Here is a 22,682-nt window from a genome sequence, read left to right as displayed (position 1 = left end):
AAAAGCCTCCATCGGGAGGCTTATCTGGCGCTGTTTTTCGTTTCATCTTTTACGCGCTAGCCTCCTGAAGTCAGGTGCTAAAGTAAAAGAAGAAGCGGAAAATAGCAGCATTCATGCTTGCGTTACCTTGTGTGGTAAAAACCGTTAAGACCTTATTGAAAAGCCTGCACGGATAAAAGTCAATCTTCTGATAAGGTTATACCCTAAATAATTCGGAACGAACGCAGCCAACGCAGGTACAGCTTGAAGTATGGCGGGTATATGAAAAGAGGGAGCCAGGCCCCCTCTCTCAACTGGCTTATGCCAGTGCTGCTTTCGCTTTTTCGACCAGCGCGGTGAACGCGACTTTATCGAATACTGCGATGTCAGCCAGGATCTTACGGTCGATTTCAACAGAGGCTTTTTTCAGGCCGTTGATGAATTTGCTGTAAGAAATACCGTTCTGACGTGCTGCTGCGTTGATACGCGCAATCCACAGTTGACGGAACTGACGCTTACGCTGACGACGGTCACGGTAAGCGTACTGACCTGCTTTGATAACAGCCTGGAAGGCAACGCGGTATACGCGTGAACGCGCACCGTAGTAGCCTTTAGCTTGTTTCAAAATTTTCTTGTGACGTGCACGTGCAATTACACCACGTTTTACGCGAGCCATGTGTGCTCTCCTGTATCTATTCTAAGTTAAAAAAGTTAAACGTTAACGACTTATGCGTACGGCAGGCACGCGATAACCAGGCCCAGATCGCCTTTAGAAACCATGGCTTTTGGACGCAGGTGACGTTTACGCTTGGTAGCTTTCTTAGTCAGAATGTGACGCAGGTTAGCGTGCTTGTGCTTAAAACCACCTTTACCGGTTTTTTTGAAGCGCTTAGCAGCACCGCGTACGGTCTTAATTTTTGGCATTTTAATAACTTCCACTTCGCATTGTTAAATAAACGAAACATAGGCGAGCAAAACCTATGAGGCCCGAAGGCTCCACAGATTTTGCTGCTTGAAGGCCTTACTGTTTCTTCTTAGGAGCGAGCACCATGATCATCTGGCGGCCTTCGATCTTCGTAGGGAAGGATTCGACTACTGCCAGTTCACTCAGATCGTCACGGACGCGGTTAAGCACTTCCATACCAATCTGTTGGTGGGCCATTTCACGACCGCGGAAACGCAGTGTGATCTTGGCCTTATCGCCATCTTCCAGAAAGCGAATCAGGCTGCGGAGTTTTACCTGATAATCGCCATCGTCGGTACCAGGACGGAATTTAATTTCCTTAACCTGGATAACTTTTTGCTTCTTCTTCTGTTCCTTAGAAGACTTACTTTTTTCATAAAGGAACTTGCCGTAGTCCATGATACGACAAACTGGCGGTTCGGCGTTAGGGCTGATTTCAACTAAATCTACTCCAGCTTCTTCAGCTTTTTCGATTGCTTCTCTCAGACTCACAATCCCCAGCTGCTCGCCTTCCAGACCTGTTAAGCGAACTTCCTGGGCGCGAATCTCGCCATTGATACGATTCGGACGTGCCGTTTGAACTCGTTTTCCGCCTTTAATACCTTATTCCTCCAGTTGTTGAAGACTGCGGCTGCGAATCTCTTGTTGCAGCTTCTCAATCACTTCACTTACGTCCAGGCTGCCCAGGTCTTTACCACGGCGGGTGCGAACGGCAACTTTGCCTGCTTCCACCTCTTTATCACCACAGACCAACATATACGGGACACGACGTAAAGTGTGCTCGCGGATTTTAAAGCCAATCTTCTCATTTCTCAAGTCTGCTTTTACGCGAATGCCCGCATTTTGTAGTTTCTGCGTCAATTCTTTAACGTAATCCGCCTGAGAATCGGTAATGTTCATGACCACTACCTGCACCGGCGCAAGCCAGGTTGGGAAGAAGCCCGCGAACTCTTCGGTCAGGATGCCAATGAAGCGCTCCAGAGAACCAAGAATAGCACGGTGAATCATTACAGGGACCTGACGCTCGTTGTCTTCGCCAACGTAAGAGGCGCTTAAACGCTGAGGCAGGGAGAAGTCCAGCTGTACTGTGCCGCACTGCCAAGCTCTGTCGAGACAGTCATACAGGGTAAATTCAATTTTCGGACCGTAGAAGGCGCCCTCACCCAGCTGGTATTCAAACGGAATTCCGTTCTCTTCCAGCGCCACGGCGAGATCCGCTTCTGCACGATCCCAAGTCTCATCGCTACCGATACGTTTTTCCGGACGCGTTGAGAGTTTGACCACGATCTTCTCGAAGCCAAAGGTACTGTACATATCGTAGACCATACGAATACAGGCGTTAACTTCATCACGTACCTGATCTTCAGTACAGAAGATATGCGCATCATCCTGCGTAAAGCCACGAACACGCATCAGACCGTGCAGCGCACCTGATGGCTCGTTACGGTGGCAGCTACCGAACTCTGCCATACGCAGCGGCAGATCGCGGTAAGATTTCAGACCCTGGTTAAAGATCTGAACGTGGCCCGGGCAGTTCATTGGCTTGATGCAGTATTCACGGTTCTCAGAAGAGGTGGTGAACATCGCATCTTTGTAGTTGTCCCAGTGGCCGGTTTTTTCCCACAGCACACGGTCCATCATGAACGGACCTTTCACTTCCTGATACTGGTACTCTTTCAGCTTGGAACGCACGAAGGTTTCCAGTTCACGGAAAATAGTCCAGCCGTCGTTATGCCAGAAGACCATACCCGGTGCTTCTTCCTGCATGTGGTACAGGTCAAGCTGTTTACCGATTTTACGGTGGTCACGCTTCGCCGCCTCTTCCAGGCGCTGCAGGTAGGCGTTCAGGGCTTTTTTATCTGCCCACGCGGTACCATAAATACGCTGCAACATCTTGTTGTTGCTATCGCCACGCCAGTAGGCGCCAGCAATTTTCATCAGTTTGAAGTGATGGCAGAAGCGCATGTTCGGCACGTGCGGCCCGCGGCACATGTCGATGTATTCCTGGTGATGATACAAGCCAGGCTTGTCATCATGAGCAATGTTCTCATCAAGAATAGAGACTTTATAGCTCTCGCCACGCTTCACGAAGGTTTCACGCGCTTCGTGCCAGCTGACTTTCTTCTTAATGACGTCATAGTTGGTTTCGGCGAGCTCGTGCATACGTTTCTCGAGCGCGTCGATATCTTCCTGGGTCAGTGTGTGGTCAAGGTCAACGTCGTAGTAGAAGCCGTTGTCGATAACCGGGCCGATCGCCATTTTGGTGTTTGGCCACAGCTGTTTGATGGCATGACCTAACAGGTGCGCACAGGAGTGACGAATGATCTCCAGACCTTCTTCATCTTTTGCGGTGATGATAGAGAGTTGCGCGTCGTTTTCGATCAGATCGGATGCATCAACCAGCTCACCGTTCACACGGCCCGCGATGGTCGCTTTCGCGAGTCCAGGACCGATGTCCAGGGCAACATCCATTGGGCTAACGGCGTGGTCGAAATGGCGTTGGCTGCCATCAGGAAGAGTAATTACAGGCATTTTATATCCTTATTTGCAGTGATGCCCCACACATAAGAGCATATACAAAGAAAATAATCATAGTTTAACAAGAGATTACGACACCATCTGACCAACAATCGTCAAATTGGCTCGTCATCCTGCACCTGCCAAAATCAGAATAATGCCGGTTTACGGCAGGCTTTCTAATGGTAACACTAATGACAGGGCGTATGCACCCTCTGCGACCAGTTTGAACGTATGAGGGCACGATCGCCTGCCAGAGCTCGCAATACCCGATTGTTGAGCTATTCTTGAACAGGTCCTGACACAGCCATGAGGCATCACATGAATGTATCCAGTAGAACCGTAGTGATATTGAATATACTTTCTGCTGCCGGTTTAGCGTTGATCCTTGCCGAGAGATTTCATTGGTTCTAGCCCAACCGGTGATGTGGCATAACCTTCTGTCCCCCGACAGCGCGTATTTTGATAGACTGAAGGTATCAACAGACAAGGATTAGGTTATGCCAACAAAACGATTTGCCGTCAAACACTGGAAAATGGTGCTGGTCTTAATTGCCATCTGCGGTGCAATGCTGCTATTGCGTTGGGCGGCGATGATTTGGGGCTAAGCGGGAATTTGACGCAACGGCGTACAGAATAAAACACGTTATCGATATTCCACCTGTTTTTCGTCAAGGCGAAATACAGGTGGAATAATGGCGTACACAATTACCTGTCAGGACCATTCACCTGCTACCAGTTTATGTACATCAAACGCGTCATTCATTGATTGACCGGTAGACGGCGCGCCCGGCGCGATGTTTGACCCGGCTTCAACGTCAGAAGCGTGAGTCATTCCAACCTGACTGGCATCATCTGCAGCGAATACACCAAACGAAAGTGCAGAAAGCACCATGGCTGCAGCAGTATTTTTGATTTTTTTCATACTATTATTCTCTTTCTGAAGACATGCAATACTTCTCAAGGCAAATAAATGCCTGTGTAATGAGTATAACGCTGGTTCATCCTTTTGCCTCGCCTGGTTATTATCAATTTGTGTCAAATAAACAGAATGCGGTCTGGCCAGGATGAATTATGAAGAAATTAAGAAGATTTTTGAGGACCAATTATTTTAAAACGGCGTTTAATATAAAACAGCACAGTTTCTGAAAATAAAAAACGGGCCGAAATAATCGGCCCGTCTGCATTACATCTTATAGCCCAGTGAAACGGTGGTTCTGCGGTCGGTATGATCCGGCGCAGTCTCTGGAGGCGAAGAGTTCCAGGTCACGTTATAGGCCACTTTCAGGCCAAAGTGTTCGTTGATGTCCACATTCAGCGCTGTCTCAGAATTCAGCGTTGTGTCCTCGGCGCCAAACACAGAAACACCCTGGGTGAACTTCGTGTTGTCGGTCATCTGCCAGGCGTAGGTACCAGACGCATAGCCGAGCGGTTGCGTTTTGGTATCGCCGTCGGTGAACTCGTCATAACGGACACCCGGACCGAATTCGAAGCGGAAGCTATGAACCGGACCGTTCAGGAACTGACGACCATAACCTGCGGTGAACACATCGCGTTGACGATAGCCGTTGTAGCGGTCAGTCAGCCAGCTTGCCTGGCCAAACAGGTAGTCATAGTCAGTCATGTTGTAACGGCTACGTCCACCTACCGCGTATTTCTCGGAGGAGCGTTCATCGTTAGCGGAGGTGTTGCTGGCGTTTCCCCACAGAGACCAGGCGGTGGTGTTACCGTACCAGGTCAACGTGCTATCCGCCGTCAGAGAGGAGCTTTTCGTGTTACCGGATTGCGCCAGGTACCCGGCGTTCAAATTACCTTCAAAAGGTTTTTTCGCCGCGGTGGGATCGTCCATGACAGTAAAAACGGAATCATCAGCGGTTGCGCTCATAGCCGCAAACACGCCACCCGCCAGCATCAGTGCAGCGGGCACTGTCTTCAAAAGCTTCATTTTATTAAGGAGTCCGTACAACAAAAAAAGAGACCACACGGTCCCGGAAACTTTCTTGAGGATCAATGACAAGGCGTCCAGAGAAAGGTAACAAATTATAAAAAGCCGCAAATAACATAGCAATGTTTTCTTATTTCATTTTTTGAATAAGAACGATCCCAAAATGCGTTTTATTTTATATATCGCTTAGCCTTCGCTTTGTCATTATTCATATTGAAAATCATACTGTTATTTACATTGCCTTCCTGCCAAATGGTGCCAGACTAAAAGGAACCCACGCTAAAAGGAGGTAATGATGGTTTCTATCTACACTCTGACGCTCTCCCCTTCCCTCGATTCCGCCACCCTCACGCCGCAGATTTACCCGGAAGGTAAACTTCGCTGCAGTGCCCCGGTGTTTGAGCCCGGCGGCGGGGGGATCAACGTGGCACGCGCCATCACCCATCTCGGTGGGAAAGCCACGGCGATATTCCCCGCAGGCGGAGCCACCGGCGAACATCTTGTCTCTCTGCTGGCTGATGAACAGGTCGCCGTGGAGACGGTCGAGGCCAAAGACTGGACACGTCAAAATCTGCACGTGCACGTGGAGTCCAGCGGAGAGCAATATCGCTTTGTGATGCCAGGCGCCAGACTGAGCGACGACGAGTTCCGTCAGCTTGAAGAGAAAGTGCTGACGATTGAAAGCGGTTCACTGCTGGTCATCAGCGGCAGTCTGCCACCCGGTGTCAGTACGGAAAAGCTGACGGCGCTCATTCGGGCTGCACAGCAGCGCGGCATCCGCTGTATTGTAGACAGCAGTGGCGAGGCGTTGCAGGCAGCGTTAGAGCCGGGCAATCTTGAGCTGGTCAAACCAAACCAGAAAGAGCTGAGCGCGCTGGTTAACCGCGATCTTACTCAGCCGGATGATGTGCGCAGCGCGGCCCAGGAGCTGGTGCGCACGGGTAAAGCGCGGCGCGTAGTGGTCTCTCTTGGCCCGCAGGGGGCGCTGGCCGTGGATGAAACGGGGTCAGTGCAGGTTGTCCCGCCGCCGATGAAAAGCCAGAGCACCGTAGGCGCAGGCGACAGCATGGTTGGAGCAATGACGCTAAAACTGGCGCAGGGCGCGACGCTGTTAGAGATGACACGCTACGGCGTGGCGGCAGGTAGCGCGGCAACCATCAACCAGGGAACGCGGCTGTGTTCGCTGGCCGATACGCAAAAAATTGTCGATTACCTGTCCCGAAATTAACCCGCTTTCCCCTTCGCCCTGAAGGGGAAATGCAGTGCAAAGTCGCCAAACACACACTATCGACTATGCTAAGAAAACTTTCATGATAACAACGAGGTGAATTATGAGCAGTGGTGACATCACCCGCTACGTCGTTACCGTCAACATTCATGAAGCGTCGCTGACCGAGCTGAATGAGCTTAACAACGCCTTTACCCGGGCCAATTTCCTGCTCACGCTGACGGATGAAGAAGGCAATATTCATGATTTAGGCACGCTGGCATTCGGCCTGATAAGCGCCCTCAGCGAAGAGGAGGTTCGCGCGCTGGCTGAAAGCCTGGCTGAGAGCGTGACCGATAAACCTGCCGAAATTGATGTGGATACCTGGGAAACCTGGCAGAAAAAAGAACAATAAGTGCCCTGCATGAAGGTAAACCGCTCAGGTGTGCGTTAGTTCGTATTTTTTTACCGCAGTTATGCGCTAACTTTATGATCTGGCAGACAACATGGGAGAGAGATCATGTGGCAGGCTATCAGTCATCTTTTACGTGAACAACTGGGCGAAGGTGAAATTGAACTGCGTAACGAACTGCCAGGCGGAGAGATCCACGCCGCATGGCATATACGCTACTCAGGGCGCGATCTCTTCGTAAAATGCGACGAGCGAGAGTTGCTCCCGATTTTCACCGCCGAAGCCGATCAACTGGAACTGTTGTCGCGCAGCAAAACGGTCACCGTCCCGGAGGTGCTGGCCGTGGGCAGCGACCGCGACTACAGTTTTCTGGTGATGGAATATCTCCCTGCCCGTCCGCTGGATGCCCACAATGCGTTTATTCTGGGACAGCAGATAGCGCGCCTGCATCAATGGAGCGACCAGCCGCAGTTTGGTCTCGACTTTGATAACGATCTCTCCACCACACCACAACCGAATGCCTGGCAACGCCGCTGGTCGACCTTTTTTGCCGAGCAGCGTATCGGCTGGCAGCTTGAGCTCGCCGCCGAGAAAGGTCTCGAATTTGGCAACATTGATGCTATCGTCGAGCATATACAGCAGCGCCTGGCCTCTCATCAGCCTCAGCCTTCTTTGCTGCATGGCGATTTGTGGTCCGATAACTGCGCGCTGGGCCCCAATGGGCCTTATATATACGATCCGGCCTGCTACTGGGGCGACAGAGAGTGCGACCTCGCCATGTTGCCCCTCCACCCCGAGCAGCCGCCACAAATTTATGACGGCTATCAGTCAATCTCCCCCTTACCGCAGGGCTTCCTCGACCGTCAGCCGGTGTATCAGCTTTATACCCTGATGAACCGTGCAATCCTGTTTGGGGGTGAGCATCTGGTGAACGCACAGCGGGCGCTTGAGCGCGTGCTGGCCGCGTGAAGGCAGGACGGGTGGCCTCAGGCCACCCTGTGATTATAAAAAGCCGAGCAGTGAGAAAAAGAAGTAGCCCGCCACAATAATGATCACCGGCAGGACATAGAGCGGAAAGATTTGCAGGAAAATAGAGTGACGTGGCACCACGATGCGGGACTCGATCTGTTCACGCGTCATCCCTTCCGGGCCTTTGGCCTGTTCCAGAATCATCTGGTCTTCCACCCCTTCACGTAAAAAACGGGTCTGACGGCTCATGCGTGCCCCTGACGCCTGTAACGCCATGGCGATAAAGATCAGCGCATAAATCACCCAAAACCCGATATTCAGCTGCTGGTGAAAGTCCGGCGTGGGCGAGTTGAACCAGAAGATATTCAAAAATGGCGTGTTAAAACGCATCATCTCAATCATGACATGCGCAAAATCAAGCATGACCGCATTGATACCCGGCTGTTTTTCGCTGTGATCGTACATAAACTTGAGCACAGAAATCAGCGTAGAAATAACGGCAGGAATAAAAATCACCCAGCCAGCAACCCGTTTTAAGACAGCTATGCGTCCAGCTTGTTGATACGTCATCAGTTCCTCTTCATAAAGACGCGTTATTTGTGGCTAAGTCTACCTCCTGACCGTCATTTTCGCCCGATCTTTAAAGGCAATATGCTAAATTGCAGATTGTACTTAGCACGTATCGTCTGTCGTACACCCTTAATAAGGAGACGTTGTGATGTCGACACCGCGCCAAATTCTTGCCGCTATTTTTGACATGGATGGATTACTGATCGATTCCGAACCGCTCTGGGATCGTGCTGAACTGGACGTCATGGCCAGCCTCGGCGTCGATATCAGCCGCCGCCATGAACTTCCGGATACGCTGGGCTTGCGTATCGATATGGTGGTTGACCTGTGGTATGCCCATCAGCCATGGGTGGGCCCGGATCGCGATGAGGTCACCGCCCGCATTATCAGCCGCGCCATTGCGCTGGTGGAAGAGTCCAGGCCGCTGCTGCCGGGCGTCCGTGAAGCTGTCGCCCTGTGCAAGGCGCAGGGGCTGAAGGTGGGACTGGCCTCCGCCTCCCCGCTGCACATGCTGGAAAAAGTGCTCACCATGTTCGAGCTGCGTGACAGTTTCGATGCGCTGGCCTCTGCGGAAAAGCTCCCCTACAGTAAGCCCCATCCCCAGGTGTATATGGACTGTGCCGCTAAGCTCGGTCTTGATCCGCTAACCTGCGTGGCGCTGGAAGATTCTGTTAACGGCATGGTGGCCTCAAAAGCTGCGCGGATGCGTTCCATTGTCGTTCCTGCTGAAGAGGGCCGACACGATCCCCGTTTTGCGCTTGCCGACGTGAAGCTAAACTCCCTGGCTGACCTGACGGTGCAACACCTGCGAGGCGAATAAACGCTCTGTTTCAGGCAGCCTCGTGCTGCCTGAAAATAAAATAAAACACCGTTCCATTTCGGTTGCATTTCTCACGCCCGACTCCTATTCTAAGTTTCAGAACGACAATCACCTGCTTCTGAGGCGCGAATGATACTGGATACCTTTACTCTTTCAGGAAAAGTGGCCATCGTCACCGGATGCGATACCGGTCTGGGGCAAGGCATGGCCATCGCGCTGGCACAGGCGGGCTGCGATATCGTGGGCGTCAACCGTAAAGCGCCTGAGCAAACAGCGGCCAGCGTGACGGGGCTCGGCAGACGGTTTACGGCCATTCGGGCCGACCTCGGCCAGCAGGCGAGTCTTCAGGGCGTTGTGGAGCATGCCGTCGCTGAGATGGGGCGCGTCGATATTCTGGTGAATAACGCCGGGACGATTCGCCGGGAAGATGCGCTGGCGTTCACGGAAAAGGACTGGGATGAGGTGATCGACCTCAATCTGAAATCCGTCTTCTTCCTCTCACAGGCCGTGGCAAAGCAGTTTATCGCCCAGGGTCAGGGTGGGAAAATCATCAACATCGCCTCAATGCTCTCCTTCCAGGGCGGCATCCGCGTGCCCTCTTATACCGCCTCAAAAAGTGGCGTGCTGGGGATCACCCGTCTGCTGGCGAACGAGTGGGCGGCGCATGGCATTAACGTCAACGCTATCGCACCGGGTTACATGGCGACCAATAATACGCAGCAGCTGCGTGATGACGAGCAGCGTAGCCAGGAAATCCTTGACCGCATTCCTGCCGGGCGTTGGGGCGTACCGGAAGATCTGCAGGGCCCGGTGGTGTTTTTGGCCTCCGCCGCCTCAGACTACGTGAACGGCCATACCCTGGCCGTCGACGGGGGCTGGCTGGCGCGTTGACCCGCTTTGTGACAAAGAGTTACACCGTCACCTCTTTCGCCTACTGTATAAAAACCCTATACTGTATGAATTGACAGTTTCCTGGGTTTTATCATGACGGCGGAAGGCCACCTGCTTTTTTCCATTGCGTGCGCAGTATTTGCCAAAAACGCTGAGCTTACCCCCGTGCTTGCACAGGGGGACTGGTGGCATATTGTTCCTTCTGCCGTGCTGACCTGCCTGTTGCCCGACATCGACCATCCTAAATCTTTTCTTGGGCAACGCCTGAAGTGGATCTCAAAACCTATCGCCCGTGCGTTTGGCCATCGCGGGTTTACGCACAGCCTGCTGGCCGTGTTTGCCCTGCTGACGCTGTTCTATTTAAAAGTACCTGAAAGCTGGATAGTGCCCGCCGATGCCATTCAGGGCATGGTGCTGGGCTATTTGAGTCATATTCTCGCCGATATGCTGACGCCTGCTGGCGTGCCGCTGCTGTGGCCCTGCCGCTGGCGTTTCCGCCTGCCTGTTCTCGTTCCTCAGAAAGGGAATCAGCTTGAGCGCGTGTTGTGCATGGCTCTGTTCGCCTATGCCGTCTGGATGCCGCAGACATTGCCCGAAAACAGTGCAGTGCGCTGGTCATCTCAGATGATCAATTCGCTGCAATTTCAGTTCAATCGCTTTATTCATCACCAGATTGAACAGTAAACCAGCAAAATTATCGCATTTGTCATAACCCATTCCATTTGGATATAAGCGCGACATCACACTTCTGCTAACCTTGCGCCAACAGGACCGGTAAAAACCGGCCACATAATAAATCAGGAGAACGGGGATGAATTTTCCACTCATCGCGAACATTGTCGTGTTCGTTATATTGCTATTGATTCTCGCCCAGGCGCGCCACAAACAGTGGAGCCTGGCGAAGAAAGTGCTGGTGGGTCTGGTCATGGGTGTCGTGTTTGGCCTGGCCTTACATGCCGTCTACGGCTCCGATAGCCCGATACTGAAAGACTCCATTCAGTGGTTCAATATTGTCGGTAACGGCTATGTCCAGTTGCTGCAGATGATCGTCATGCCGCTGGTATTTGCCTCTATTCTGAGCGCTGTTGCTCGCCTGCATAACGCTACGCAGTTGGGTAAAATCAGTTTCCTGACCATTGGTACGCTGCTGTTTACCACGCTGATTGCTGCGCTGGTGGGTGTGCTGGTGACCAACCTGTTCGGCCTGACCGCCGAGGGTCTGGTTCAGGGTACAGCTGAAACCGCGCGTCTGACCGCAATTCAGACCAACTACGTGGGTAAAGTCGCTGACCTGACGGTGCCGCAGATGGTGCTCTCCTTCATTCCGAAGAACCCGTTTGCTGACCTGACAGGCGCCAGCCCAACTTCCATCATCAGCGTGGTGATTTTTGCTGCCTTCCTGGGCGTGGCGGCACTGAAGCTGCTGAAAGACGATGCGCCGAAAGGCGAGCGCGTGCTGACCGCTATCGATACCCTGCAAAGCTGGGTGATGAAGCTGGTTCGTCTGGTGATGCAGCTGACCCCTTACGGTGTTCTGGCGCTGATGACCAAAGTGGTTGCTGGCTCTAACCTGCAGGACATCATTAAGCTGGGCAGCTTCGTTGTCGCCTCTTATCTGGGTCTGGGCATTATGTTTGTCGTACACGGCATCCTGCTGGGTGTGAACGGCGTAAGCCCGCTGAAATACTTCCGTAAAGTCTGGCCGGTGCTGACCTTTGCCTTCACCAGCCGTTCCAGCGCCGCATCTATTCCGCTGAACGTCGAAGCGCAGACTCGTCGCCTGGGTGTACCTGAGTCTATCGCCAGCTTCTCGGCCTCCTTTGGTGCCACGATTGGTCAGAACGGGTGTGCGGGTCTCTACCCGGCGATGCTGGCCGTGATGGTTGCGCCAACGGTTGGGATCAATCCGCTGGATCCGGTCTGGATTGCTACGCTGGTCGGTATTGTCACCATTAGCTCCGCAGGCGTTGCGGGCGTGGGCGGCGGTGCTACCTTCGCCGCACTGATTGTTCTGCCTGCGCTGGGCCTGCCGGTAACGCTGGTGGCCCTGCTGATCTCCGTTGAACCGCTGATCGACATGGGGCGTACCGCACTGAACGTGAGCGGCTCAATGACGGCCGGTACGCTGACCAGCCAGTGGCTGAAGCAGACCGACAAAGCCATCCTGGATAGTGAAGACGACGCCGAGCTGGCGCACCGTTAATCACGTTCCTGTGAGAATAAAAAAAGCCCATCCGCGACGTGATGGGCTTTTTTATGTCCGCTAATTTTACCAGGTGTATTTCACCCCGAGACCGCCCTCTACGTTACGGTACTCGCTGGCGCCCTGCTGGGTACCGATGTTGCCCCACAGGCTCCACTGGTTACTCAGTTTCGCTTCTACCCCAGCTTTTACCTCATAGCGATGCTTCGGCGTATCGGATTCCAGACGCGTGCTGTCCATTTTCACGGCGTCGGTATAGCCGTTATAGAGCCAGTTCGCCTCGATAAACGGCTGCCACTGACGTCCCTTCTTGTCTGCAGAATAGCCGTAGACCCTTACGCCCAGACGGTTGCTGAAACCACCGTCGTTCATCTTCACTTTTGTACCGTTGTCCTCTTTCACATCGTCCGCATCGTAATGCGTGTAGATAACCTGCTCCTGAGGCTGCACGAAGAAGCTCATCAGCGAGGTGTTATAGACGTTGAAGGCCCAGCCCCCCTCCACCGAAACGGCCTGGGTCGTGCTGTCGTATTTCTGTTCTGGCAGATCGTCCCCGTTCACCTTGTTGTTGTACCAGCCATACTGCGTCCAGGTATCAATGTACGGTCCCGTCCCTTCCGGGCGTCCATCCGCAAACCAGGTCCCATACAGACCGACGCTGTAGCCATCCACTTTGCTGCGGGCGACGGTGCTCTGGCCGTCGCTCTGGTTACGGGTCCGCGCGGAGCCGTAGCCCGCCATGACACCCATCTGCCAGCGGTTCTGGACCTGCAGGTTACTGGCAAGATCGAAACCAAGCTGCAGGCCATTACTCCAGGTATCCTGCCCAATCTGTCCCGCGCTTCGGCTGTCGGTACGGCTGCCGAAGGTGCGGATCCAGGCGGACGGCGCGTTCAGCTGCTGACCGTTGCCGGTGACAAACAGGCTTTCCCCCAGACGGTCGTGCAGGCTGTGGGTGAACATGTCCATCGCCGCGCTCTGGTTACCCAGATAGGCCCCCGCTTCCGGGCGAATCGGCACGACCGGTTGCTCAACGGGAACCCGCAGATACCAGTCGCCGTCATTGCTGGTTGGCGTGCCTTTTAACAGCTGATAATCATAAGCACCGGCGACCACGCGGTTCGCAAGGGTAAAGTCCCCGTTTGACGCCCCATCCACCTCAATGACGCGAATACCATTGACGGTCTGCGCGCCGGTTCCGCCTTTGTTATTGACATAAACGTCGGTATGACCGCTGGTATCGCCTTGTACCACCAGCTTATCGGTTTTCGAATTATCCCCGCCCAGCACCGTATTGAGCACCAGCGTACTGTGGGCGGTATAGTTCCCGGTGACGGTGAGCGTGTTGCCCACGCTATTCCCCGCCAGGTTAACGGTATTGTAGTTATCGAGATCCCCCTGGATGGTCAGATTCCCTGCACCACCGGTCAGCGAGGTAATGGCATCACCGGCGGAAACCGTCCCTCTGCTGGTGACATTCCCGACGATCTTACCGTAGCCGCCGAGCGTGGCCCCCTCATCCACCGTGACGGCCCCACCGCCGGAGAGAGCCGCCGCGCGGTTATCCAGCGCCAGCGTACCTGATTCAACGTGCGTGCCCCCCGTATGGGCATAGTCACTGGCGAGCGTAACCCTCCCGGCGCCCGCTTTGGTCAACAGGCCGCTGCCGCTCATCGTGTTGGCAAACGCCCAGTTGTCGCTGGCGTTCAGCACCAGTTCGCCGTTATTGATGAGAGTGGACGTACCGAGGCTGGCAGGCTGCTGCGCCGTCAGGCGATTCGCAGTACCAATGTTGATGTCGCCGCTAAAGTCCGCGTTATTGCCGGTGAGGATCACGTCGCTGCTGTTGACCAGGTTCATGGCCCCTGCCCCCTGGACGGCATTAGCCAGGGATCCTTTTACGGTATCCAGCACCAGCGTGCCGTCCAGTGTGACCGCGCCGCTGCCCAGCCCGGCCGCGTTTTTGAGGCGCGCCGTTGCCCCGCTGTCGATATCCACGGTCGCGGTCAGCGCATCGTTAGCGTTTGTAACGATCAACTCGCCGCCGGTCAGGTTGAGGTTACCGCCCCCGGTTAATGCCCCGTCGCTCTGCCCGCCATTGGTTACGGTCAGCGCGCCGCCGTTCAGCGCGAGCGTACTCCCCGCCGCGCCGTTGAGCGCGCCAATGCTCTGGCTGAATCCGTTGAGGTTGGTCGTCGCACCGTCAGCTATGTTCAGGGCGCGGGTCTGGCCGAGGGTGTTATTCCCAACGAGCAGCAAGGTGCCGCTGGTTACCTGCGTATTCCCCTGATAATCATTCGCGGTATTCGCCAGCGTGAGGGTGCCGTCGTTGGCGCGGAATTCGAAATCCCCAACGCCGGTCAGCTGTGCACCCAGCGTGCTGTCGGTGGCTCCGGTGGTATCGATCACCGCCGTTGACTGGCTGTTCAGCACCTTAAGCATATACCCCGCATACAGCCCTGGGCCGCCAGGGGCGTTCGCACCCGCGGTCATGACGGCGGTATAGCCGTAGGTGGCCAGCACGTCGTCATGACCAAAGCCGTCAGAGACCTGATCCGTCTCGTCAGCCGGGGCTGCGCCATCCAGCAGCAGGGTCAGATGCGTTCCTTCCGAACTGACGGTTGTCGCTTTCACCACCTGAATACCGTTATCCACCTCGTTATCCTGATCGAGGAAGTTGCCGTCTGGTTTAGTCCCCGGTGGCAGGGAGGTAGTCTGCAGATTAACGACGCCCACGTCTGGCGGCGTAACGGCAGAATCGACGTTCAGGTTATTCACCGTCAGGATATTTGCCGAGGAAGGCGTGCTCATCGCCACGTCCAGCAGCCCACCGTTGAACGTCAGGTTTCCGATAGTCTGGTCGCTGTTGAGCGTGGCGATTGCCCCGATCCCCAGCGACAGCGTTGCGTTGGCTAACGCGCTGGTGTTATCACCTTCCAGCGCCATCGTGCCGCGACGCAGCGCCACAATGCCGTTAAACGCGTTCCCCGCCGTGGCCGCAAAGTTAAAGGCATCGCTGATACTCCCCAATGTCGCGGCCAGCAGGCCGTTGCCGGTCAGCGCGTTGATAAACGTAAAGCCGCCGCTGGCCGGGCTGACGTTGAGAATGCCGTTCAACTGCACCGGTGAGCCGCCGAGGTTTTCCTGAGCGGTTACGGTCACCCCACCGCTGCCGGTAATATCCCAGCTGCCGTTAAAGCCGCTGTTATCCCCTGCTATTGTGGTTTGCAGGGCGCTGATGCGGTTGGTTCCCGTACCGGTGATGTCGGTGGTGAGGGTGTTTCCGGCACCGCTGATGTTCAGCACACCGTTATTGTCCACCGCGTTGCCAAAGGTGCCGTTCGCGAACGAGAGCGCCAGCGTTGCGCCGCTGTTAACCGTCGCGGCGCTGGTTCCCAGGGCGGCAACGTTCGCCGCGTTTAACGTTCCTGCGCTGACGGTAGTGGCGCCGCTGTAGGTGTTGGCTGCGGTCAGTGTCGTCTGACTGCCGCTGACCTGTTCCACCGCCCCCGCCCCGCTAATCACGCCGCCGTAGCGCCAGTCGCTGCGGTTGAACTGCAGGGCGCTGTTGTTGACGATATTTCCGGCCACGCTGCCGTCCGTGGTGCCATCGCCGATGCTTACGGTTCCGCTATTAATGACCACCGGCCCGGTCACTCCGACGCTGCTGTTGATAAACAGCGTACCGGCACCGTCCTGGTGCAGTTCACCGCTACCGGACACCGCCCCCGTCAGGGCCACGTTATCACTGCGATTAAAGCTCAGGGTGCCATTATCCGCGATCGGCCCGGCAACGCTTCCGGTTGTCCCGCCCGCGCCAACCTGTATGACCGCGCCGCTGTTAATCGTGGTGAGGCCGGTAAAGATATTTGCCCCCGTCAGGGTCAGCGTGCCGCCGGTAAGCGTCAGATTACCGAGCGCGCCGCTGGTCACCCCGCCAAACGTTCCTCCGTTGCTGATGGTCAGGTTACCGCCATTCATCGCCAGACCGCCATCGCCCGCCAGCGCGCCAATGGTCTGGGTCATGCCGTTAATATTGGCGTTTGCGCCGGTGTTGATGGTAAGCAGGCTGGTGTTACCGAGCGCCTGATTGCTGCCCAGACGCAGCGTTCCGCCGGATACGCTGGTGGCCCCGGTGTAGTTGTTGCTGCTGTTATTGAGGGTAACGGTCTGGCCGCCAGCCGCACTGGCATCAACGTCAAGATTACCGACGCCGGTCACCTGCGCCGACAGCGTTGCCGCGGCCCCAGTTGCTCCGGCATCCGACGTCAGGTGTAACGTCTGCGCACTCAGCAGATCGAGTGTGGTTAAACCGTACTGGATATACAGGCCGTCGTTACTGGTGCCGGTACTGAGGGCATAGTTGTAGGTGGCATTGGCCACCGCCGTCCCCCCTTCCGTTATCGCAAACTGCTGCGGATCGCTGATAGCGTTGCCATCATGGTCAGTCAGGGTCAGGTTATTCGCCGTACCGGTCACGGTGCCAGAAGCGGAGACCAGCCGGGACAGGATCGCCCGATCGTCCTCTTCCATCAGGTTCTGCCCCGTTGGCGCCGGGTTAGGAATACCGGCGGTCGGCGCTTCGGTGCGAATTTCACCGCTGTTTAGCATCAGGTCGCCCACCGCCACCGTGCCATCCGGCTGTCCGGGCGGAACCTCGCCGTTAAAGACCAGTGCCCCGCCGTTCATCGTCAGGTTGCCGATGGTTTGCGTTCCCGCGCCCACCGTGGTTTCGCTGTTGTTATCCAGCTGCAAGGTCGCGTTGGTCAGCGCCGCGGTATTGTCACCCGCCAGGTTGAAAAGGCTCTGCCCCAGGCGGAGCGTGCCGGTATAGGCGCTGCCGACGGTATTATCAAAGGCAAAGCTACTGCCGCTGGCAAGCGCGGCGGTCATCAGCCCTGAGCCGGTCAGGGTATTGGTGAAGGTATAATTCCCGCTGGCCGGGGCAATGTTCAGGGTACCGTCCAGATTAACGGCGGCGTCCCCGAGATTTTGTCCGCCCGACACGTTCGCCTCACCGCCGCTGATAATGTTCCAGTTGCCGGTAAAGAGGGTGTTATCCCCGCCAAGCGTAGTATTGAGCGCACTGATGCGGTTCTCGCCCGCCCCAGTGAAGGTGCTGTTGAGCGTATTCCCCGCGCCTGTAACGTTCAGTAATCCGCCATTGGCAACAGCATTCGCAAACGTACCGTTACTGAACGAGAGCAGCAGGCTGGCACCGCTGTCAACGGTTGCTGCCCCGCTACCCAGAGCGCTGCTGTTCGCGGCGTTTAACGTTCCTGCCGCCACCGTGGTCCCGCCGGTGTAGGCACTGGTGCCGCTCATCACGGTCGTTCCGCTGCCGACCTGCGAGACCCGACCATCGCCGGTAATCGCGTTGGCGACCGTCATGGCGTTGCTGCGGTTAAAGGCTAGCGCCGCCCCGCTGTCGAGCGTAATCGCGCTGGTGCCGGCAAGCGAGCCGGTGGTCCCGCCGTTGCCCAACTGCAGGGTGCCCTGCTGCACGGTGGTCGCCCCGGTGTAGCTATTCGTTCCGGTTAACGTCGTCGTCCCGGTCGCAGAGCTGTTCTGGGTCAGTGTCCCTGAACCGCTTATTGCCCCCGCCAGGGTGACATCATCTGAACGGTTAATAACCAGTTCCGCATTGTTCACCACGTTGCCGACAATCGACCCGCTGGTGCCGCCCGCGCCCAGCTGTAATACCCCACCGCCCAGCGTCGTACCGCCGGTCCAGGCGTTATTCCCGGTGAGGATCCACGTCCCGGTGCCTGCGGTGGTGACCGAGCCGGTGCCGCCGATCGCGCCCCCGTAGGTGACGCTGCCGGTGGTGTTCTCCGTCAGGGTGCTGGCACCCAGCGTGACGTTGCCCGTGCCGGTCAGATTATTCACGCTCTGATTGAAGCCGTTCAGATCGAAAGTGGTGCCGTTGTTCAGCGTGACCTGACTGCTGTCATCAATCACATTAAGCGCGCCTGCGCGCAGCGTACCGCCCGTTACCGTGGTGGTTCCGGTATAGGTGTTACCGGCATTGGTGAGGGTGAGCGCGTTGGTGGCGTCGATCGCCAGATTGCCACTGCCGCTGATTAACGCCTTCATATCCGACGCGCCGGCCGGGGTGGCGGTGTCACCAGAAAGCGTAAGCGTCTGGCCGGACTGCAGATCGAGCTGGTTAAGGGTGTAACCGACGCCCAGCCCATTGGTATTGTTCAGGCTGTAGCCGTAGGTACCAATGGCAACCGTCGCGCCGTTCTGATCAATATTGACCAGCGAACTGCTCAGCGCGGCCCCGGAGAGATCTGTCAGGGTCAGGTTCGATGCGGCACCGCTGGTGCTGGTGGCGGTAATCAACTGCAGCCCGGAACCATCATCCTCGGTTAACAGCGAGCCCCCGCTGCTGGCGACCTGAGTGGGATCGATTTGCACCGTCCCGGACGTCAGCCCCAGCTGGTCAGTAGCGATCACCCCGGAGGCGAGATTCGCAAAGCGCAGGGTTCCGCCGTTCAGCGTCAGGTTGCCGGGTGTTTGCGTGCCGCTCCCCACCGTTGTGGTGTTGCCGCCATCAAGCTGAAGGGTAGCGTTGGTCAGAGTGGTGGTGTTAACGCCCGAGAGAGCAAACGTACCTTGCCCGAGCTGCAGCGTACCGGTAAAGGCGCTGCCGACGGTGCCATCAAATGCAAAGGCGTTGCCGCCTGTCACGGTGGCGGTCATCAGGCCCCCGCCGGTCAGGGCGTTGGTAAAGGTATATCCCCCGCTAGCCGGAGCAATATTCAGCGTGCCGTCCAGATTAACGGCGGCATCCCCCAGGTTTTGCCCGCCGGTCACGTTTGCCGAAGCGCCGTTAGTGATATTCCAGTTGCCGGTAAAGAGGGTGTTATCGCCGCTCAGCGTGGTGTTCAGGGCGCTGATGCGGTTCTCGCCCGCCCCGGTGATGCTGCCGCTAAGCGTCGCATTCGCGCCGGTGACCGCCAGCAGACCTGCGTTGGCGATGTTGTTCGTCAGGGTTCCACCGGTGAAGGAGAGATCCAGCGTCGCACCGCTGCTGACCGTCGCGTCGCCTGTGCCCAGCGCCGTCGCGCTGGCGGCATTCAGGGTGCCGGCGCTGACCGTTGTCCCGCCGCTGTAGCTGTTTGCCCCGCTCAGCGTGGTCTCTCCCGTTCCGCTTTGGGTTAGCGTCCCCGTCCCGTCAATGGCTCCGCCCAGCGTCAGGGCGCTGGAACGGTTGACCACCAGTGCACCGTTGTTGGTGATATCGCCGGTAATCCCCCCCGTGGTACCGCCAGCCCCCAGCTGTAACACGCCAGAATCAATGGTTGTACCGCCGGTCCAGTTATTATCCCCCGTCAGGATCCAGGTTCCTGTTCCGGCGGCCGTCACTGCCCCGGTGCCGCTGATTACGCCGCCGTAGGTCACGGTGCCTGCAGTATTCTCCGTCAGAGTAGTTGCCCCCAGGGTCACGTTCCCGGCACCGCTGAGGTTATTAACGCTCTGATCGAAACCGTTCAGATCGAACGTAGTTCCGCTGTTTAAGGTGACCTGGCTGCTGTCGTCAATCACATTTAACGCACCCGCGCGCAGGGTGCCACCGGTCACGGTCGTGGTGCCGGTATAGGTATTGCCCGCGTTTGTCAGGGTAATGGCGTCTGTCGCATTGACCGCCAGATTACCGCTGCCGCTCAGCAACGCTTTCATATCTGCCGCTCCGGAAGGGGTGGCCGCATCGCCAGAGAGGGTTAAGGTTTGCCCTGCCTGGATATCCAGCTGGCTTAAGGTGTACCCGACGGCCAGCCCACCGCTCTCGGTCAGGCCGAAATCACCGTAGGTCGCCACCGCCACGGTATTGCCCCCCTGCGTGACGTTCGCCTGAGAGGTGGTTAAGGTATTTCCGGTTAAATCCTGAAGCGACAGCGCTGACGCCGCACCGGTGTTGCTGGTTGATGTCACCAGCTGCACGCCCGCGCCATCGTCTGCCTTCAACAAATTACTGGTATCGACAATGGCGTCAGGATCAACCCGGATGGTGCCGGAAAGCATGTTCAGCTGTCCGGTATTGATTGTGCCCGCAGGCAGGTTCGGGAAGCGTAAAATGCCGCCGTTTAGCGTCAGGTTACCTACATTTTGCTGGACTGCCCCCACGGTGGTGGTCCCGCCCAAATCCAGCTGCAGCGTGGCGTTGGTTAGCGCCAGGGTGTTATCGCCATCAAGGCTGAAGGTGCCGGAGCCCATTTCCAGCGTGCCTGTAAAAAGGTTTCCCACACTGCTGGCAAAATTAAAGGCGTTGCCGCTCGTCAATTCGACTTTGAGTATCCCGGCTCCGGTGAGGGCATTGCTAAAAAGAAAACCGCCTGTCACCGGGACCACGTTCAATATCCCGGCCAGTTGAACCGCACCATCACCCAGATTTTGCGTCGTTTTGGCAAACATCGAGCCACTGCTGAGGATATTCCAGAGACCGGAGAAGCCGCTGTTATCGCCATTGAAGGTCGTATTGAGTGCGCTGACGCGGTTCTCCCCCGTCCCGGAGATGTTTCCGTCGAGTGAGTTATCCGCGGCAATCACATCCAGCACACCGTTATTGGTGATGGTGTTGGTGAAAACATCACCGGTGAAAGAGAGGTCCAGCGTTCCTGCATTATTGATGGTGACATTTCCGGTTCCGAGAGCGTCGACATCAGACGCGTTCAGGGTTCCCGCATCTACAACGGTGCCGCCGGTGTAGGTATTGGCGCTGGTCAGCGTGGTCTGGCCGCTTCCGGCCTGGTTGACGCGCCCGCTGCCGCTGATGAAATTGGCAAAGCTAATGTCATCGCTGCGGGAGAAGCGTAGCGTGCCGTTATCAACAATATTCCCCGTTACGCTGCCGCTGGCGGAATTATTACCGAGCTGGAGGACCGCATCGCCGTTGATTGTCGTCCCTCCGCCGACCCCACTGTTGACGAAATCGCTCTCCAGTATCAATGTACCGCTTTGTACCAGCAATGCTTGTGCCGTTGTACCCGTACTCCCGATTGTTGCTCCACTTAGCACCCAGGATTTGTCTGCATCCGCCGCGCCCACGACACTATTGAAACCTGAAAAGTCACTATTCAAGGTACCTTCACCTGTGAACGTTAAACTATTATTGCTTGCCGTTGAGGTGATATTGCCGTTAACAGTGCTGCCAGTCGTCAGGGTAATGGCATTATTATTCCCTGAGACGAGAATAGCCGTTCCTCCGGTTCCAGTAATAGTGCCGCTATTTAATAAGGTATGACCATCTCTATCGATATTAATCCCGGTATTGGCGCTAATTGTACCCGCATTGTTAACATCAACTACACCCGTGGTATTAATCCATATGCCATAATCTGACGTGCCGCTAGACTGAATAACCCCACTGGCTTCATTATTAACCGAACCTGAGCTGTTATTACGAAAACGTATGCCATTGTGAAGTTCGGAAATTGTACCAGCATTATTAATTGTCACACCGTCACCATCGACCAGGAATCCGTACCCTCCGCCAACAGATGAAGTGCTGTCGCCATTATAGACGCCAGGCCCACCAAAATAGACAGATGTCCCGCCATCAGCGCCGCGTACAAAACCGCTATTATTAACGGTTCCCCCTGACGTCATGTAGATGCCATCGCTGGCGCTGTTGATTGAACCGGTAGATAAAAGGTTTAGCGTTCCGCCATTGTCAAACTTCACCCCTGCAACATTCCCGGATGCACCTGTGCCAGAGGTGACCACGTCGCCACCGAGATTAAGCACCGTCCCTCCGGTCAATGACCCTAAATCAAGACCAAATGTTATGGCCTGTATTGAGGCACCATCAGCAATGGTAACCTGCCAGTCGGCAGTGCTGTCACCGCTTATCGCGGCACCCAGATCGGTCAGCGTAATAGTATTTGGAGAAGGCATCACAAACGGACCAGGTCCGGCCAGGGTATAGGGGGTGGTTTGACTGCCAATTACGGTATCGGCATAAACCGGCATTGAAGCCAGGACTAAAACAGGGATTGCATTTCGAATGGCGATAGCCAGACGAGAAAAGTGAAAACCATCGTTTTGCAACGCACAGGATTTATTCATTTTTCTGACCCGTAGGTGTTTAACAGACGCAACACTTAAAGGATAGAATTAATGAATTAAAATATTACATTATTTTTTCAGCATTAAATCATAGCATTAGGAGGTGTCAAAAAAAATTAGTGACCAGGATC

Annotated in this window: 18 protein-coding genes and 1 other annotated feature (1 of these 19 cut by a window edge); of the genes, 9 read left to right on the top strand and 9 right to left on the bottom strand. The window is 55.6% G+C overall.

From position 1 onward, the window contains the following. Window positions 1-120: a sequence feature (Phe leader region), on the bottom strand (it extends 5 nt beyond the left edge of the window). From pheM to thrS, 5 genes are all read right to left on the bottom strand, one after another. After that, entirely contained in the window at window positions 71-115 is a 45-nt protein-coding gene (gene pheM / locus ACMWKA_RS12955) for a pheST operon leader peptide PheM (protein WP_001386830.1), read from the bottom strand. It overlaps the preceding feature by 45 nt. 178 nt (window positions 121-298) lie before the next feature. Continuing rightward, the gene (gene rplT, locus ACMWKA_RS12950) at window positions 299-655 is read right to left on the bottom strand and encodes a 50S ribosomal protein L20 (protein WP_000124850.1); all 357 of its coding nucleotides are present in this window, start codon (window positions 653-655) and stop codon (window positions 299-301) included. A 50-nt stretch (window positions 656-705) separates the two neighbouring features. Continuing rightward, window positions 706-903: a 50S ribosomal protein L35 gene (gene rpmI / locus ACMWKA_RS12945; RefSeq protein ID WP_001124225.1), complete on the bottom strand. Its 198-nt coding sequence runs from the start codon at window positions 901-903 to the stop codon at window positions 706-708. A gap of 97 nt (window positions 904-1,000) precedes the next feature. Further along, complete coding sequence (gene infC / locus ACMWKA_RS12940) at window positions 1,001-1,543, bottom strand: translation initiation factor IF-3 (RefSeq protein ID WP_023616141.1); 543 nt, start codon at window positions 1,541-1,543, stop codon at window positions 1,001-1,003. Between the two features lie 3 nt (window positions 1,544-1,546). Then, on the bottom strand, window positions 1,547-3,475 hold the full coding sequence (gene thrS / locus ACMWKA_RS12935; RefSeq protein ID WP_013097005.1) for a threonine--tRNA ligase: 1,929 nt from the start codon (window positions 3,473-3,475) through the stop codon (window positions 1,547-1,549). Between the two features lie 294 nt (window positions 3,476-3,769). Between thrS and yncL the strand changes: the two genes are divergently transcribed. Continuing rightward, window positions 3,770-3,874: a stress response membrane protein YncL gene (gene yncL, locus ACMWKA_RS12930; RefSeq protein WP_071829997.1), complete on the top strand. Its 105-nt coding sequence runs from the start codon at window positions 3,770-3,772 to the stop codon at window positions 3,872-3,874. Between the two features lie 86 nt (window positions 3,875-3,960). Then, a complete protein-coding gene (gene yniD / locus ACMWKA_RS12925; protein WP_008500658.1) occupies window positions 3,961-4,068 on the top strand; it encodes a small membrane protein YniD in 108 nt (35 codons plus the stop codon). A gap of 107 nt (window positions 4,069-4,175) precedes the next feature. Here the strand turns inward: yniD and ACMWKA_RS12920 are convergent, their stop codons facing one another. Then, window positions 4,176-4,385 (bottom strand): hypothetical protein, encoded by a 210-nt coding sequence (locus ACMWKA_RS12920; protein WP_023620708.1) that lies wholly within the window; start codon window positions 4,383-4,385, stop codon window positions 4,176-4,178. A 261-nt stretch (window positions 4,386-4,646) separates the two neighbouring features. Next, on the bottom strand, window positions 4,647-5,405 hold the full coding sequence (locus tag ACMWKA_RS12915) for a YdiY family protein (RefSeq protein WP_013097007.1): 759 nt from the start codon (window positions 5,403-5,405) through the stop codon (window positions 4,647-4,649). Window positions 5,406-5,700: 295 nt separating this feature from the next. Here ACMWKA_RS12915 and pfkB point away from each other — a divergent pair, with 295 nt between their 5' ends. From pfkB to ACMWKA_RS12900, 3 genes are all read left to right on the top strand, one after another. Continuing rightward, window positions 5,701-6,633: a 6-phosphofructokinase II gene (gene pfkB / locus ACMWKA_RS12910; protein ID WP_414760341.1), complete on the top strand. Its 933-nt coding sequence runs from the start codon at window positions 5,701-5,703 to the stop codon at window positions 6,631-6,633. A 103-nt stretch (window positions 6,634-6,736) separates the two neighbouring features. After that, the gene (ghoS, locus tag ACMWKA_RS12905; RefSeq protein WP_013097009.1) at window positions 6,737-7,027 is read left to right on the top strand and encodes a type V toxin-antitoxin system endoribonuclease antitoxin GhoS; all 291 of its coding nucleotides are present in this window, start codon (window positions 6,737-6,739) and stop codon (window positions 7,025-7,027) included. Between the two features lie 105 nt (window positions 7,028-7,132). Beyond that, entirely contained in the window at window positions 7,133-7,993 is an 861-nt protein-coding gene (locus ACMWKA_RS12900) for a fructosamine kinase family protein (RefSeq protein WP_013097010.1), read from the top strand. A 33-nt stretch (window positions 7,994-8,026) separates the two neighbouring features. Here ACMWKA_RS12900 and ACMWKA_RS12895 read toward each other — a convergent pair whose 3' ends face one another. Next, entirely contained in the window at window positions 8,027-8,563 is a 537-nt protein-coding gene (locus ACMWKA_RS12895) for a YniB family protein (protein ID WP_013097011.1), read from the bottom strand. 148 nt (window positions 8,564-8,711) lie between these two features. Here ACMWKA_RS12895 and hxpB point away from each other — a divergent pair, with 148 nt between their 5' ends. The 4 genes from hxpB to tcyP all read left to right on the top strand — a co-directional run bounded on the left by hxpB (window position 8,712) and on the right by tcyP (window position 12,477). Then, complete coding sequence (gene hxpB / locus ACMWKA_RS12890) at window positions 8,712-9,383, top strand: hexitol phosphatase HxpB (RefSeq protein ID WP_013097012.1); 672 nt, start codon at window positions 8,712-8,714, stop codon at window positions 9,381-9,383. A 129-nt stretch (window positions 9,384-9,512) separates the two neighbouring features. After that, window positions 9,513-10,274: a 2-dehydro-3-deoxy-D-gluconate 5-dehydrogenase KduD gene (kduD, locus tag ACMWKA_RS12885; RefSeq protein WP_013097013.1), complete on the top strand. Its 762-nt coding sequence runs from the start codon at window positions 9,513-9,515 to the stop codon at window positions 10,272-10,274. Window positions 10,275-10,367: 93 nt separating this feature from the next. Then, window positions 10,368-10,958 carry a metal-dependent hydrolase gene (locus ACMWKA_RS12880; protein WP_013097014.1) on the top strand — a complete coding sequence of 197 codons (591 nt, stop codon included), beginning with the start codon at window positions 10,368-10,370 and terminating at the stop codon, window positions 10,956-10,958. Between the two features lie 127 nt (window positions 10,959-11,085). After that, the gene (gene tcyP / locus ACMWKA_RS12875) at window positions 11,086-12,477 is read left to right on the top strand and encodes a cystine/sulfocysteine:cation symporter (protein ID WP_349392264.1); all 1,392 of its coding nucleotides are present in this window, start codon (window positions 11,086-11,088) and stop codon (window positions 12,475-12,477) included. Window positions 12,478-12,543: 66 nt separating this feature from the next. On the opposite strand, the gene ACMWKA_RS12870 is transcribed toward tcyP, so the two are convergent. Beyond that, window positions 12,544-22,551 carry an autotransporter outer membrane beta-barrel domain-containing protein gene (locus ACMWKA_RS12870; RefSeq protein ID WP_414760306.1) on the bottom strand — a complete coding sequence of 3,336 codons (10,008 nt, stop codon included), beginning with the start codon at window positions 22,549-22,551 and terminating at the stop codon, window positions 12,544-12,546. Window positions 22,552-22,682 lie beyond the last annotated feature (131 nt).

Origin of the sequence: Enterobacter sp. 03-F-07-AD-ECC, assembly GCF_047530935.1 — a bacterium.
Classification (GTDB): Bacteria; Pseudomonadota; Gammaproteobacteria; order Enterobacterales; family Enterobacteriaceae; genus Enterobacter; species Enterobacter cloacae.
This window is presented reverse-complemented; position numbering and strand designations above follow the sequence as displayed.